Origin of the sequence: Methanobrevibacter sp., assembly GCF_017406825.1 — an archaeon.
Classification (GTDB): Archaea; Methanobacteriota; Methanobacteria; order Methanobacteriales; family Methanobacteriaceae; genus Methanocatella.
In genome coordinates this window covers 1-14,179 of record NZ_JAFQXT010000013.1, presented here as the reverse complement: position 1 = coordinate 14,179, position 14,179 = coordinate 1, and the positions used below count along the sequence as shown (strand labels likewise).

14 protein-coding genes are annotated in these 14,179 nt (G+C 36.9%); 9 read left to right on the top strand and 5 right to left on the bottom strand.

Translation table 11 applies throughout. The features are described from left to right. Nucleotides 1-247: 247 nt before the first annotated feature. Nucleotides 248-598, top strand: a complete 351-nt coding sequence (locus IJF99_RS02390; RefSeq protein WP_292791607.1) for a carboxymuconolactone decarboxylase family protein — start codon at nt 248-250, stop codon at nt 596-598. A 36-nt stretch (nt 599-634) separates the two neighbouring features. On the opposite strand, the gene IJF99_RS02385 is transcribed toward IJF99_RS02390, so the two are convergent. Continuing rightward, the gene (locus tag IJF99_RS02385; RefSeq protein WP_292791604.1) at nt 635-1,579 is read right to left on the bottom strand and encodes a CPBP family intramembrane glutamic endopeptidase; all 945 of its coding nucleotides are present in this window, start codon (nt 1,577-1,579) and stop codon (nt 635-637) included. Between the two features lie 169 nt (nt 1,580-1,748). Here IJF99_RS02385 and IJF99_RS02380 point away from each other — a divergent pair, with 169 nt between their 5' ends. The 4 genes from IJF99_RS02380 (at nt 1,749) to IJF99_RS02365 (ending at nt 5,763) form a co-directional block, all read left to right on the top strand. After that, nucleotides 1,749-2,015 carry a DUF6110 family protein gene (locus IJF99_RS02380; protein WP_292791602.1) on the top strand — a complete coding sequence of 89 codons (267 nt, stop codon included), beginning with the start codon at nt 1,749-1,751 and terminating at the stop codon, nt 2,013-2,015. Nucleotides 2,016-2,028: 13 nt separating this feature from the next. Next, nucleotides 2,029-4,176: a heavy metal translocating P-type ATPase gene (locus IJF99_RS02375; protein ID WP_292791599.1), complete on the top strand. Its 2,148-nt coding sequence runs from the start codon at nt 2,029-2,031 to the stop codon at nt 4,174-4,176. A 76-nt stretch (nt 4,177-4,252) separates the two neighbouring features. After that, nucleotides 4,253-5,002: an ABC transporter permease gene (locus tag IJF99_RS02370; protein ID WP_292791596.1), complete on the top strand. Its 750-nt coding sequence runs from the start codon at nt 4,253-4,255 to the stop codon at nt 5,000-5,002. An 8-nt stretch (nt 5,003-5,010) separates the two neighbouring features. Continuing rightward, nucleotides 5,011-5,763: an ABC transporter ATP-binding protein gene (locus IJF99_RS02365; protein WP_292791594.1), complete on the top strand. Its 753-nt coding sequence runs from the start codon at nt 5,011-5,013 to the stop codon at nt 5,761-5,763. On the opposite strand, the gene thiD is transcribed toward IJF99_RS02365, so the two are convergent. The 3 genes from thiD to proS are packed head-to-tail and all read right to left on the bottom strand — an operon-like array spanning nt 5,764 to nt 8,585. Beyond that, the gene (gene thiD, locus IJF99_RS02360) at nt 5,764-6,498 is read right to left on the bottom strand and encodes a bifunctional hydroxymethylpyrimidine kinase/phosphomethylpyrimidine kinase (RefSeq protein WP_292791592.1); all 735 of its coding nucleotides are present in this window, start codon (nt 6,496-6,498) and stop codon (nt 5,764-5,766) included. Then, nucleotides 6,499-7,173, bottom strand: a complete 675-nt coding sequence (gene cofC, locus IJF99_RS02355) for a 2-phospho-L-lactate guanylyltransferase (protein WP_292791590.1) — start codon at nt 7,171-7,173, stop codon at nt 6,499-6,501. Nucleotides 7,174-7,181: 8 nt separating this feature from the next. After that, complete coding sequence (gene proS, locus IJF99_RS02350; RefSeq protein WP_292791586.1) at nt 7,182-8,585, bottom strand: proline--tRNA ligase; 1,404 nt, start codon at nt 8,583-8,585, stop codon at nt 7,182-7,184. 125 nt (nt 8,586-8,710) lie between these two features. Here proS and IJF99_RS02345 point away from each other — a divergent pair, with 125 nt between their 5' ends. From IJF99_RS02345 to IJF99_RS02330, 4 genes are read left to right on the top strand one after another with little or no spacing between them, the layout of a single operon-like run. Beyond that, nucleotides 8,711-9,754: an NAD(P)-dependent glycerol-1-phosphate dehydrogenase gene (locus IJF99_RS02345; protein ID WP_292791583.1), complete on the top strand. Its 1,044-nt coding sequence runs from the start codon at nt 8,711-8,713 to the stop codon at nt 9,752-9,754. Beyond that, complete coding sequence (locus IJF99_RS02340; protein WP_292791580.1) at nt 9,755-10,192, top strand: UPF0179 family protein; 438 nt, start codon at nt 9,755-9,757, stop codon at nt 10,190-10,192. Then, the gene (gene rpiA, locus IJF99_RS02335) at nt 10,192-10,878 is read left to right on the top strand and encodes a ribose-5-phosphate isomerase RpiA (protein WP_292791577.1); all 687 of its coding nucleotides are present in this window, start codon (nt 10,192-10,194) and stop codon (nt 10,876-10,878) included. The genes IJF99_RS02340 and rpiA overlap by 1 nt, the downstream gene beginning before the upstream one ends. Before the next feature lie 7 nt (nt 10,879-10,885). After that, nucleotides 10,886-11,101 carry a hypothetical protein gene (locus IJF99_RS02330; protein WP_292791575.1) on the top strand — a complete coding sequence of 72 codons (216 nt, stop codon included), beginning with the start codon at nt 10,886-10,888 and terminating at the stop codon, nt 11,099-11,101. A 43-nt stretch (nt 11,102-11,144) separates the two neighbouring features. Here IJF99_RS02330 and IJF99_RS02325 read toward each other — a convergent pair whose 3' ends face one another. After that, complete coding sequence (locus IJF99_RS02325) at nt 11,145-14,099, bottom strand: right-handed parallel beta-helix repeat-containing protein (protein WP_292791573.1); 2,955 nt, start codon at nt 14,097-14,099, stop codon at nt 11,145-11,147. Nucleotides 14,100-14,179 lie beyond the last annotated feature (80 nt).

Below are 14,179 nucleotides of genomic sequence, written 5' to 3'. Positions count from 1 at the left end.
TATAAAACGAAACTTATTCTCAAAACTTTGATTTGCTGATGTGTTTTTGACATTAACACCAATGATATAGAAAATCAAATTTTATTCAACTTTGCTATATCATGAGCCTTTTCAAACTAATCTTCGAATCTCAAATGGGTGATGTTAATATAAAACCAACTGTTAAATGAAAAGAAAATACCTATTAATATATATCTTGAAATTTAAAATATTAATTAACTAATAAAATTATTTGGAGAGGAAGAGTATGAAAGGAGATGTATATTACGGAAAAGGGATTAGAGAGTTGGAAGGCGAATATTCTGATTTGTATGACTTGGTATCCGATATAAACAGTACTGTTTGGAATGGAAAAGTTTTAGATTATAAAACTCAAAAATTAATTGCAATTGGAATTGCAGCATCACGCGCTGATGCAAGAGCTACCAAAAAACAAATCAGAAGCGCTATTGAAGTATTGGGCATTACAAAAGATGAAATTGTGGACGTTCTAAGAGTTGTTCTATTGACTTCAGGAATGCCAGCATTTTCCAAGTCCCTTCAAATTCTAAATAGTGTTGTTGAAGCTATTGAAGAGGAAAGGGAAGATAAGGCATAACCTTCCTCTAAATTTTTTACTTTTTTTTTAAATTTATTAAATTATTAATTCAAGGCCAAAAATTTGGATTATCATCTCTATAATGAAAAATAGAATGAATAAGATCATCCCATAGTTCACAAGCATTGTTTTTAAAGGTTTTTTCAAACTTATTTCTGTTTTTTCACCATTAAATTTTGCTTTGTCAAATTTTGTCAGGCCATATGTTCCTATTATTAAGAAGGTTATTAATGCTATAAGATAAATTGTTATTGTCAATAAATCTATCGGATTAAAGGCTGTTTGAAGATTCATGGCGGCATTTGCAATCTGTATGCTTATGACAGATCCCATAAGATTAACGATTGCATGCAGTATGATGGTGTATGTAATCTTTCCGGTTTTAACATATACATATGCGAAAAAACCGCCCATTAGGAATGCATAAAAGAACTGGTTTAGGTTTCCATGGAATAATCCGAATAGTAAGGCTGATAGGATTATGGATAATTTGGCGCCATATTTTATTGTTCTGTCAATCAATAGTTTTCTAAAAAATATCTCTTCAAATATCGGGGCCATTATACATATTATCACTAAATTAAACAAGATGTCTGTGCTGTTGATTAATTCCTGAACGGGATTTGAGATGTCGCTTTGGATTGCTCCGCTTAAAAGCATGGTTATAATCAGCCCGATGATGTTCCCGATCCACATCAGTGTTATTGTGATTGATATGTAAATCAGGAATGTTTTTGCATCCACACTTCTTTTTTCTATTTTAACTGCATCTAATTTTTTCATCAGCCAATAGAAGATTGGAAATGGCAGGATGTAATTGCAGATTGATGACAATAGACTTATTATATTTATATCGCCCAAATATTCGGGATGTGTTGCATTTAGGATATTGATGAGAATTATCTGAAATATTATCGCAGTCACGCCTAATATCAGGTAATTAGCACCTATCTTTGAGAAAAACTTTTCGTGGATGTTCAATTTTTCACCTAATATATCAATTTCAATTTTCAATTATATATAGTTAGTATTCTAAATTTTTTGCTATCCTCCAATAATTTAGGAATACCTAAAAATATTAATATGTAAAAAGTATATATATATTAACATTGAAGTTTTTCTTCAAAAAAATTAAAGGAAGGTATAAAAAATGAGACGTGATATTATTGACACTTGTATAGAACATAGACATGCATTAATTTTTGCAGCAGGAATTGCAACTGCATTAATCGGGGCTAAAGTTGTAAAATCCCAAACTTTCAAAGATAGCGCAACAAAAGGCATGGCTGCTGTAATGTCAGCTAAAAAAGATGCTGAAGAATGTTTCCAAGACATGAAAGAAACTGCAGAAGACATTGTTGTTGATGCAAACGAGGAAAATAAAAAAGAAATCTACGTCGAAGCAAAAGAAGAATAATTTTGTGATAAATATGAAGTATCAAGTAATGTATGATAGAGGAACCCGTTTAAGGGTTCGTGCAGGCCAATGGGCTTTCACTAAAAAAGAGGGCTATGGCATTGCTTCATTACTTTTAAATCAGGATTTTATCCAAGAGGTGTTCACTTCACATAGAAATGGAAGTATTTTAATATACTTTGATGGTGAAGCCGAAAGCAAACAGAAAATATTCCATCTGCTTGATGGGATTACTATTGACGATTTGTTTGAAGCCGAACCGACACAGACTCAAGTTTCAAAAGAAATAACTGATGATTTCTATTTCAAAATATCAAAAATGGTCGGTCGCAGGTTTCTTAGACGATTATTCCTGCCAGTTCCAATTAAAACAGTAATGACTATTCAGTATACCTTAAAATATCTATGGGGCGGATTGGATAGTCTGACAGATTTCCGTGTTGATGTGGCTTTACTCGACGGTGCTGCAGTTGCAGGCGCTCTGTTGCAGGGCCAATTCAGGCCGGCAAGTTCAATGATGTTTTTATTAGCAATATCTGATGAACTGGAAAATTATACGGTTCAAAAGGCTAAAAGCACTTTAAAAGATAGTTTGGCATTAAATATCGATACTGTATGGTTAGTTGATGAGAATGGTGTAGAAAAACAAGTTTCTGCAATGAATATCTGTAAGGGAGATAAGATAAAAGTTCATATGGGGGATGTGATTCCCGTTGATGGAAAGGTCATTGATGGGGACGCTATGGTCAATGAAGCTTCAATGACTGGAGAACCGTTGGCTGTCCATAAGTCTAAAGGCAAAACTGTCCATGCGGGAACAGTAATTGAAGAAGGAAATATAATTGTTGAAATCTACTCCATGAACAAAGAAACAAGGCTGAATAAAATTATAGATTTGATTGAAAATTCGGAGGATTTAAAGGCCGAAACTCAAAGCAAAGCTGAAAAGCTGGCTGATTCAATTGTTCCATACAGTTTGCTTGCAACGGCTCTCACTTATTTATTCACCGGAAACTCAACAAAGGCATTATCTGTTCTGATGGTCGATTTTTCCTGTGCAATAAAGTTGACCACTCCATTATCCATCATATCGGCTATGAGGGAAGCGTCTGATAACAAAATGATGGTTAAGGGTGGAAAATTCCTGGAAGCATACGCCAATGCCGATACAATCGTATTTGATAAGACCGGAACATTAACTAAGGCATCCCCAAAAGTTGTGGAAGTAATTCCGATGTCAAAAAGATACAGCCGTGACGAGATATTGAGGATAGCCGCATGCATCGAGGAACACTTCGCACACAGCATTGCAACTGCCATTGTAAAACAGGCTGAAGAAGAAGGCCTAAAACATGAGGAAGACCATAGTGAAGTTGAATATATCGTAGCTCACGGTATTGTAACTGAATATGATGGTAAACGTGCAGTTATTGGATCCAGACATTTCTTGTTTGATGATGAGAAGGTTAAAGTCACAAAGGCCCAGGATAAAAAGATTGCTAAGAAATCAGAAGAGCATTCCGTAGTTTACTTGGCCCTTGATGGAAAATTGGAGGGAATAATCTGCATCGATGACCCTGTAAGGGATGAAGCGAAACATGTCATTGAAAAACTTAAGGAATTAGGCATCGAAAATGTCATAATGCTTACAGGAGACAGTGAAAGTGGTGCTAAATCAGGTGCTAAAGCATTGGGTATAACTGAGTACAAATCACAAGTGCTTCCTGAAGACAAATCGAGGATAGTTGAAGAGCTTAAAGCTGAAGGAAAAACTGTTATAATGGTTGGAGATGGAATTAATGATTCTCCTGCTCTTGCAGCAGCGGACGTGTCAGTTTCAATGAAAAATTCGTCAGATATTGCCCGTGAAGTGGCGGATATCTCATTGCTGTCTGATGATTTGTATGACCTTGTAACCTTAAGGAAACTGAGCACTGGAATGCTGGATAAGATAAACACCAACTACAGAAATATTGTGGCAGTGAATGGTTCCCTTTTGGTATTAGGCGTTATGGGTGTTATTCCTCCATCAACATCCTCTCTGGTACATAATCTATCAACAATGCTATTTGGAGCCATGAGCACAAAATCTGTATTAAAAGATGTAAATCTTTCTAATGAAATTGAAGTAGAAGCCATTGAAGTGGCTGATGCTTCATAATTTTCTTTTTTTTAAAAGTTTTTATATGATAATAATCTAAATTAATATTGAAAAAAAGTTTAGACTAAGTGATGTAATGTTTGAAAGTTATAAGAATAAATTTATTCCATTAATTTTACCGATTTGCATAATTGTTTTTTGGTATTTGATTACTGAAGGATTAGGAATTGTAAATCCATATATATTGCCAGGGCCGATTACAGTTTGCCAGTCCGCTTGGGAATTGATATTGAATGGAAAGCTTCTTGCAAACACATTGGATACATTATATAAGGTATTCGGAGGTTTGATTTTAGCATCCGTTGTTGCGATTCCTTTAGGAATTCTTCTTGGAAGCTATAAGACCTTGGAGGATATTGCATCATTGGTAATCAGTATCCTGAGGCCAATTCCTCCTGTCGCATGGATTCCGTTTTCCATTTTATGGTTTGGAATCGGCATGGTTCCAGCAGTATTCATTATTTTTATGGGTTGCGTATTCCCAATTCTGGTTTATACAATTGATGGGGTTAAAAGGACTGACAAGGTTTTGATTGAATCAGCCCAGACTTTAGGTGCAAGCGATTGGAATGTCTTGAAAAGGGTAATCCTGCCTTCTACCGTTCCTTATATAGTATCAGGTTTGAAGGTTGGAATAGGCATCGCTTTAATGTGTACAATTTCTGCTGAAATGGTTGGTTCAAGCAGCGGTTTAGGTTATATGATTCTAACAGCAACTAGTCTGTTCGATCCAGGAACAACAGTTGTTGGTATGTTGGATATTGGGCTGATTGGTATTGTCTTCGACTATGTATTCACCAAAGCTCAAGACAAGATATTCTGGTAGGTGTTGAGATGTCAATTGAAATTAAAAATATTAACAAATCTTTTAAAAGTAAGAAAACCGACCAATTATCAGTTTTAAAAGACATTAACTTAACAATTGATGATGGAGAACTAGTCTGTCTTTTAGGTCCGTCAGGTTGTGGAAAAACCACACTTTTAAGATTGATAGCAGGTCTTGACCAGCCTACCTCTGGCGAGATTATCGCAAACGGTGAGAAAGTTATAAAGCCGTCAGGTGACAGGGCGGTAATTTTCCAACAGTATTCACTATTCCCATGGCTGACAGTTCTGCAGAATGTAACTTTCGGTTTGGAGATGACCAATCAAGGTTCAAAAGAGGAAAACATTCAGGCTGCCGAGAGATATCTTACAAGAGTCGGTTTAATTGAATTTAAAGATAACTATCCTCATGAACTTTCGGGTGGTATGAAGCAAAGGGTTGCAATTATCAGATCTTTGCTCAATCATTCACCAATCTTGCTGATGGATGAGCCGTTTTCTGCATTGGATATGCAAAATAGACACAAGCTTCAGGAACAGCTGATTGGAGTTTGGAAAAGATTCGAAAACACAATAGTTTTTGTAACTCACGATGTCGATGAAGCGGTCTATCTGGCGGATAAGATTGTCATAATGGGCAAAAATCCGGGAAGGATTGATAATGTCATTGAAGTAGACATCGAAAGACCAAGAAAAAGGGATTCCAAAGAGTTCATTAAACTTCAGGAATCCATTGTAGATAAGTTAGATATGGGAGAATAGTTATATTCTGGCTATTAAAGTCCCATAATTTCCATTTTTTATTCCTTCATAAACGTAATCCAATGCCTTTAAAATAGAAGTATTCAAATCATTATTTTTTGCTAAAAATGCTGTTATTGCAGCAGACAAATTACAACCGGTGCCATGAAGATTTTCAGTTTCAATCAGCTCCTGCTTTACAATAGAAATTTCACCGTCAATGTTGATGGTGTTTATTCCGTCCAAATGTCCGCCTGTGATGATATTGTTGCATTTAATCATCTCTGAAGCTTTGACTGCATCCTCTTTGGAATTGATTTTAATGTTGGTTAACTTTTCAGCTTCAGAAATGTTGGGTGTTGTTAAGATGCTTTGGGAAAGCAGATGCCTATTGAAAGCCTTGGCAATATTCTCTCTTGTCAAATCCCCGCCGGAAGTTGCAACCATAACGGGATCAACGACCGCCTTCAAATCATATTCCTTAATTTTTTTAGATACCAATTTGATGATTTCGGGTGAATAGAGCATTCCGGTTTTAATGAATTCAACTTCATATGAATCTAAAACTGCATCAATCTGCTCAGCAATATAATTCTCATCTATGGGCAGTGTTGAAAAGAATTTATAGGGATTTTGTGCAGTAAGGGCAGTGACAATGCCAGTTCCGTAAACTCCAATGGCTTGAAATGTCTTCAAATCAGCAAAAACACCTGCACCGCCAGAGGGGTCAACACCTGCAATGCTCATTACAATCATCTAATCATCTCTTGTAACTCTTATTCTTTCACTTCCTCGGGAGGATTCGAACTGCACCTTTAACTCTTTTAGGAATTTTCTGGTGTGGGTCTTTTCGCCGTGGATCATGATTTCACCCAAATCTTCGGTGGTGTTGACGTCCAGTGCCATGAAAAATGAATCGTGAACTTGCGGATTAAGTTTTTTCCTCTCAGCGGCTTTCAGATGTTCTTTATAGCTGAATCCTTCATAATGGGTGTGAATGGCCATAGGCTTCATTATAATCATGTTTGTCCCGCCGCCTTTTGATGGAACGATAATGAAATCAAGACTTTTTGATGCATCGATTAACATCGCCACATTGGTCTTTCCGATTAAAGGAATGTCGGAAGGTACGATAACCACTTTTCTTGTTTTTCCTTTGCATAGCTTCATTGCCTGTGTTAAAGCCTTGTTTAAATTGGAATTGTCATTTTCAAGAATGGTATTGACATTCAGGCTTTCAGCATAGCTCAAAACCTCCTCGTCACGGCTGATGATAAATATCTTATCAACATGTTTTCTTAAGGCATCGGTAACATCCTTAAGCATCACCTTAAGGAGCTTTTCCCTTTCATCTTCTGTGAGAAAGGGGGAAAGTCGGGTTTTTGCATTCTTGAAGGTGGTTACTGGAATTATTGCATAAATGTTGTCCATTCTATCACTTAGTATGTTTTGGCAATCAGAGCCATGAATTTGGCATCGCTGTCACTGGCTATGCATTTGCCTTCTGCAATCTCTTCCTGAATGCCTAAAATGTCATAGCCTGTTTTTTCTTCGATGTCTTTTCCAATTGCTTCGTCTCCGCACCATCTGAATCTAACAACATATCCTGCTTCGACAAGTTCTGAAATTTCATCGATATCCTCGGTGAATTTAACGTGTTCCTCTTGGAATTTCCAAGCTTGTGCAGATAAGCTTTCAGAGGACTTGTTCAATAAATCAATTACATTTTCTGCCAAATTACCATCCAATGGGAGTTCTATTTTTTCTTCTTCATCCCTTCTCATGGCAATAGTAATGTTGTTTTCCAAATCCCTAGGTCCGAGTTCAAGTTTGATTGGGGTTCCTTTCAATTCCCAGTCGTTGAATTTCTTGCCCGGTCTGATGTCCCTGTCATCGATATGGACTCTTAGGCCTGCAGATTCCAATTGTTCTTTGATTTCACTGCATTTAGCTAAAACTTCCTCTTTTCCTTTTTTGAATAAAATTGGGATTATGGTTACTTGATTCGGTGATACTTTTGGTGGTAAGCGCAATCCCTTTTCATCTCCATGAATTCCAATGACGGATGCGATGACCCTGTCGGATACTCCGGCACAGGTTTGATAAACGTACTTGTGCTCGCCGTCCTTATCCTCAAAGGTAATGTCAAAGGTTTTTGCAAATGTCTGGCCTAAATTATGGATTGTGCCTATCTGCAAGGTTTTGCCGTTTGGCATTATTACATCAAAGGCCATTGTGTAGTCCGCACCAGGGAACTTGTCCCATTCTGGCCTTTTGGAAATCAGATATGGAATTTGCAGGTCATCAAAGAATTCCTTATAGATTTCAATGAAGTCCTGGATCTGTTCGTCAGACTCTTCCTTTGTTGCATGAGCTGTATGCGCTTCTTTAAAAGTGGTGATTTCCCTTACGCGAATTAAAGGTCGGGTATGTTTAGTTTCATATCTGAATGTATTTACGATCTGGTAAAGTTTGACTGGAAGGTCGATGTGGGTTCTAATCCATAAGGAATACATCGGATAGATTGCGGTTTCACTGGTAGGTCTTAAGGCCAGATGTTCGTTCAAGTCTCTTGAACCGCCTTTTGTCACCCAGTACACTTCGTCTTCAAATCCTTTTACGTGTTTTCCTTCTTTTGCAAGTTCGCTTTCAGGAACAAGCATAGGAAAAAGCACTTCGTCATGATCTTTATCCAACAATTTTTTAATGATGTTCATTGTGTGTTTTCTGATTTGAAAACCGTATGGCATCCATACTGCCATTCCCTTAATGGGATACCTTGAATCTGTAATGTCTGCATTTTCTAAAATATCATGAAACCATTCATCAAAATTTTCCACCATATCACCTAATAATTTTCTATAGTACTAAACTATTTGTCCTTAATTACTATTAAATTTAATTAAGAAAGTTATTTATAATTATTTTATACATATATATTAATGTATAATTTAATTTAGGAGATATTATGAGTAATAGGAAAATACAAATGCCACGTGAAGTTTACATTGATCCGGGTATTATTAAACTCACCGGTGAGATTTGCAAATCATTACATTTAGATAATAAGATTTTAATAGTTACAGGTTCACATACGTTTGATGTGGGTGCCAAACCTGTAATTGAAAGTCTTGAAAAAGAAAATATTGAATGTGATGTAATCAAAGTTGATAATGCATCAGTGGAATCAATATCCGAAGTTGAAGAATGCATCACTCCTGACACTACAGTTTTAGGTGTCGGTGGAGGAAAAGTTATTGATGTAGCTAAATTGTCTTCATATAATAAGGGAGTTTATTTTGTTTCAATGCCAACAACCGCTTCACATGACGGTATCGTATCTCCTATGGCATCAATTAAAAACCCTAATACTTCAATATCAGTTAATGCTCATTCTCCAATTGCAGTCATTGCCGACTCGGAGGTAATTGCTCAATCTCCATTCAGATTGTTGGCTGCAGGCTGCGCAGATTTGATTGCAAATTTCACAGCTATAAAGGATTGGGAATTGGCTCATCGTTTGAAAAACGAATCATTTTCAGAATCAGCCGCAGCATTGTCGATAATGTCAGCTCACCTGATTACTGACAATATTGCCAACATCAAACCTAATCTCGAGCCAAGCGCCCGTATAGTTATGAAATCACTCTTCAGCGGAGGAATGGCGATAAGCATTGCAGGTTCCTCACGTCCTGCAAGCGGTTCGGAGCATTTGTTCTCACATGCCCTTGATAAGATTCTTGACAAGCCGGCTTTGCATGGTGAGCAATGCGGCATAGGCACAATAATGATGATGTATCTGCATGGTGGGGACTGGAAGGCAATAAGAAGTGCTCTCAAAGCTGTTGAGGCGCCAACCACTGCTGCAGAAATTGGTATTGCTGATGAGGACATTATTGAAGCTTTGATGATGGCTCATGAAATCAGGCCTGAAAGATATACAATATTGGGAGATAATGGAATTTCAAAAGAAGCAGCTTATGAATTGGCTCATAAAACTGGGGTGATTTAGATGATTACTTTGATAGGCATTGATTTGGCAAAGGAAGGTCAGGAATTTATTTTTTTAGGGCCTGCCAAGGAATGTGAAGACTGCAGATTTAAATCATCCTGTATAGGCAACTTGGAGATTAATAGGAAATATGTTGTTACTGCAATCAAGGAAAACGAACAGAAATGCCCGATACATGCAGAAGGCAAGGTGATTCCTGTTGAAGTTGAAAGGGCTGAAATAGAAGTATTAACAACTTCAAAAAATATTTTTGAAGGATCAACATTCACATACAATGCTCCTGAATGCGATGAAGCATGCGATTTTCATGACTTATGTTTCCCTGATGGTCTTGTGGAAAATGATAAATGCATCGTATTGGAAAATAACGGAAAACATAAAGGGGAATGTAAAAAAGGTTTAAACCTTAATAAGTTAACATTAGGATTTGTGATATAATGAAAGATACCAGTAGCAATAGTTCTTCTAAAATGAATGCCGGATACAAGGCTGCCGAATATGTTGAGGATGGAATGGTTTTGGGACTCGGAACAGGTTCAACAACACATTTTTTCATTGAAAAGGTTGGGATGAGAATCAGGGATGAAGGAATCAGTGTAATGGGAATTCCAACATCATTTCAATCACTGTTAATAGCGAAAAAATGGAACATTCCAATAACCACCCTTGAAGAGCATGACGTTGACTTGTCAGTTGACGGAGCAGATGAAGTGGACCATGACTTCAATCTGATTAAAGGCGGCGGAGCGGCCCATACAAAAGAAAAGATTGTTGATTATGCTGCCGACCAATTTATTGTAATAGTCGATGAGTCCAAAGTCGTAGATGAGTTAGGAAACTTCCCTGTACCTGTTGAGGTGCTTCCGGACGCTTCAAGAATGGTAATCAAGGAACTTGAGGATATGGGAGCCACATGTGAGATAAGGATGGCTCAAAGAAAGGACGGTCCGGTCATAACTGATAACGGCAACTTTGTAATTGACGCCAAATTCGACAGAATTGAATCCCCATCACATCTGGAAATCGATTTGAATACAATTCCGGGTGTTGTTGAAAACGGAATCTTTTCACAAATGGTGGATAAGGTAATCATAGGAACCGATGAAGGTACAAAAGAGTTGTAGTGATATTATGGCTATGTTTGACATTCCCGACATTAGAGATTTGACATATAAGATAGCAATCGTTTTTGGTATCATAATAGTAATCTATGGCGTTTTGTGGTTGCTTGTTAACCTTGGTGTGATTCCAGCAATCGTTGCAGCCGTATTTCCTCAGATTGTAATGATTATTATAGGATTATTCATCATCTACGCTGCTGTTGACCGCAGAAATAAATATTACTGATTTTTTTTAAAAAAAGAAAATTTAAGAAGAGAGTTTTTCTCTTCTATTTAATTGTTAATTTCACAGATTTGCTGCTTTTAAGGAAGTAGCTGTTACCTGCAAAGTTGATTTTAGCAGTTTGTTTGCCCTTTTTAGTTAATTTTGTAATTTTAAAGGTAGCTTTACCTTTTGCATTTGTTGTGGCTTTATAGGTTTTGCCTTTAACTTTAAGGGTTACTTTAACTTTACTGATTGCTTTACCTGATTTTGATTTTAAGGTAATTGTGTACTTTTTAGTTTTTACATTAGCTTTGAATGTTTTCTTTGCAGCTGTAATTTTACTTACTTCTTTTGTGATTTTAACTGTAGTGGTTTTACTGACAGCTTTGTATGTGTCATCGCCGGCGAAACTGATTGTTGCTTTCAGAGATCCAATTTTTGTCGCTTTAAGGGTTACTGTTGCAACACCGTTGGCATTGGTGTTAGCTTTGTAAGTTGCACCATTGAATGTAACAACAATTTGTTTTCCAGCTACTGCTTTGCCGTTGGCATCTTTAAGTGTTATCTGATATTTGGTTCCTTTAGCAATTGCTTGTAAGTAAACTGTTGGGTTAGCTGCAGTTATTGCAGTGGCAATTCTGTCATCAGCAACAGTTAAACTTCCACTCACACTACTTTTTGCATAATTGTCATTGCCTGAAAATGTAAATATTGCAGTATATGTGCCTGGTTTTAAATCGGTTTTAAATGTTGCAATACCATTTGCATCAGTTTCAGCAGTTAGATTTACACCATTTATTGTTGCAATAATGCTTTGTTTAGCGATTGCTTTTCCGTCCGCATCTGTTAAAGTAACATTAACTTCATTTTCTGTGTATTTGGTTGTTATTTCTCCGGCAGTTATAGTTGCAGTTTCCTTATCTGAATAAGTTCTTGCAACGCCATCTGCACTTTGATATTTGCTGTCCGCCCTTGCAAGGTAAGTTACGAATGTAGGTGGGAATGGCAATGAATCTAATGTGTATTTATTAGTACCAATGGTTACGTTATAATATCCTCCACCAAGCATAATACCGATTCTGCTTCCGGAAATTGTGTTGTTGAATATTACTTCATTACCTGATCCATATGCTGTTATTCCACTAATCTTACAATCTTTTACAGTATTGTTGTAGACGGTGTGGCCTTTGGAATGCATGAGGTAAATTCCTTCTTTTGAACCTGAAATTGTGTTGAATGCGATTGTTACATTAGGTCCTGTTCCATGTCTGGTATCGATACCGTGGTTGACTGCATTTGTGACTGTGTTTTCGACAATTATTGCATTTGGAGAACCGAAGTTCATGATTCCTGTAGTGTAGATGTCATGGACTGTATTTTTACTGATGATGCTGTCAGATGAATATTGCTCGAAAATACCCCATGAAGCACCGGTCACATCACATCCGGTAATCACAAGATTTTTATTTGAATCTGCATAGATTCCAGCAGTTTTATATTCATCAGTTGTGGTTGTTGCTTTGGTAGTGTCATATCCAGGGTATTGTGCCTTGATGTTCAAGTCACTGACAACGACTCCTGTGGAATTAACAACATATAATACCGCACGGTAAGCAATTGCATATCCGCTTTCGTTGGTTTGTTTTCTTATTTTTTCAGGAACATTGTTCAAATCAATGTTGTTGAATCCGATTAAGGTTGCATTGTTACCGAAGATTTTGATGTTTTTGTCGGTGTATATGCAAATGTCAGTGTAAACTGCGTCTTTGGCAAATACTAATGAATCTCCATCGCTCATTCCATTAATCATGGTTTGGATGTCTGCACTGGAAGTTCCTTCTGGAACATTCCATTCTGTTCCGGTTTTTGTTAAAATGGAATCATAATCAATTGCAATGTCTTTAGGGGCATCTATGCCTGTGTATGCAACATAATTAGGTGAGTAGGTGGACATGTCAGAGAATGTTCCCATGATATTTGTTGCGCTTTGGTAATCGGATTTCGCTTCAGCGACATAGTAGACGAAGGTCGGTGGGTATGGTAGGTTATCAAGGGCAAAGGTGTTTTCACCAACATTGATGTTCTTGTATCCTCCACCTAATAGTATTCCAATTCTTGATTTTTGCATCTTGTTTCCTTTGATGTTGATGTTGGATGATCCGTAACATGAAATGGAACTGATTGTACAGTTAATAAGAGTATTGTTTGCTGCTGTGTGACCTTGTGAGTGCATCAGATATATTCCCTCTTTAGAGCCTATTATAGTGTTGTTTATCACCTGCACGTTAGGTCCGGTTCCATGCCTTACGTCAATACCATGGTTTTTAGCATTGATGATTGTATTTTTTTCAATTTGTGTTCTGGCTGAACCGAAGTTTAAGAATCCGGTTGTGGCCTGGTTTTTAATTGTATTCTCTTTAACTATTCCGTCATTACAGTATTGGAAGTACAGTCCCCATGATGATCCGTCAAGAGTGTTGTTTTTGAATGTTAGATTATTGGAATTCATTGCATAGACTAAAGCATTGGAATATGTTGAGGAACTGTTTGCTCCGCCAACGATTTTCAGTCCGTGGATGGTTACACCGGTTGTTTTGACAATGTATAATGTTGCAAGGTTTCCGATTGCATATCCGCTTTCGTTGGTTGGTTTCCAGATTATGTCCGGAGTATTTTCCCTGGATGGATTGTCATAACCGATTAAGGTTGCTCCGTTACCGTTCACTGTGATATTCTTGTTTATGTAAATGCAGATATCACTGTATTCCCCCGCTTCGAAGTTTAAAGTGTCCCCATCGGCCATGCCGTTAATAATTTCTTGGATCTCTGAGCTGCTTGAGCCAGCTGTGACTGTCTGTTCTGATGATAGTTTATCATCGTTGCCATCTTCGATTATGGCTATATCATCATTTTGCTGTAATTGGCTATTATCTGTAATTTCTTCGGCAAATACTGTATTTGAACTTAAAATTACAACAAATATTAATAATATAGCTATTATTAACTCTTTTTTATTCATATTATCTCTCTAATCTAAAATTTTCTTCACTAATTATGATTTCCTATATTCGATAGAAAACATATTTTATATTGTATTTT